The organism is Bacillus sp. LR--39, from assembly GCF_053613335.1.
Genome location: NZ_JBSIOT010000677.1, coordinates 1 through 801, shown reverse-complemented (window position 1 = coordinate 801; position 801 = coordinate 1). Strand labels below are relative to the sequence as shown.

Genomic DNA, 801 nt, shown 5'->3' with positions numbered 1-801 from the left:
CCGCCCACTCTCCGGTTCATATAATCGCGCATGCCGAACCGTTTCGATAAATCTTCTATTCTTGCTTTGATCTCGTGGCGGTTCAGCCCATACAGCCTGCCGAAGTATTGGAGATTTTCTTTAGCGGTCATCCTGTCGTAAAGCCCGGTTTCTCCTCCGAATAAGACACCGATTCTTTTTTTGACTTCGGCCGGCTGCTTGACCGTGTCAAAGCCGTCTACTGTGATTACACCCTGTGATGGTTCAAGCAAGGAAGCAATCATTCTCAGCATCGTGGTTTTGCCGGCACCGTTTTCTCCGAGAATGCCGACAACTTCTCCTTTTTCAATTGTTAAACTTACATCTCGCACCGCTTTGACTACTTTTTTCTTATCCTGAAACCTGCGGCTGCAATCGGTCAGTGTAATCATGTCACAATCTCCCTTATCTTTATTTCTAGTAATGACTATATACGAAAAGCTGGATTAGTTGGATAAAGTTGTCGCGAAGAGTTCTTTTTATGTCGCGAAATGGGATAGAATAAAGATGATTCTATGTAACTAGGGGAATGATAATGGTAAAAGTCGGACTTGTAGATGATTATCGAGTAGATTTAGAGAAGTTAGAAGCGATCGTGTCCAGAATGCAGGACGTCGAAATTGTCTTTTCCACCGATTCAGCGAAGGAAGCCTACAGGCGGGTAAAGAACGGAGACATTGATCTGCTGCTTGCCGATATCGAGATGCCCCATATGTCTGGCTACGAGCTTGCTGATTTGATCAAATCCCATTCACTTGATGTGGATGTGATTTTTGTTACCGG

General features: G+C 44.4%; 2 pseudogenes. One reads left to right on the top strand and one right to left on the bottom strand.

The annotated features are described in order from the left end of the window. Window positions 1–410 (bottom strand): annotated as a pseudogene (natA, locus tag ACWHAR_RS25785) (sodium ABC transporter ATP-binding protein NatA); the annotation flags it as partial. A gap of 143 nt (window positions 411–553) precedes the next feature. Between natA and natR the strand changes: the two are divergent. Continuing rightward, window positions 554–801, top strand: a pseudogene (gene natR, locus ACWHAR_RS25780) (two-component system response regulator NatR); the annotation flags it as partial.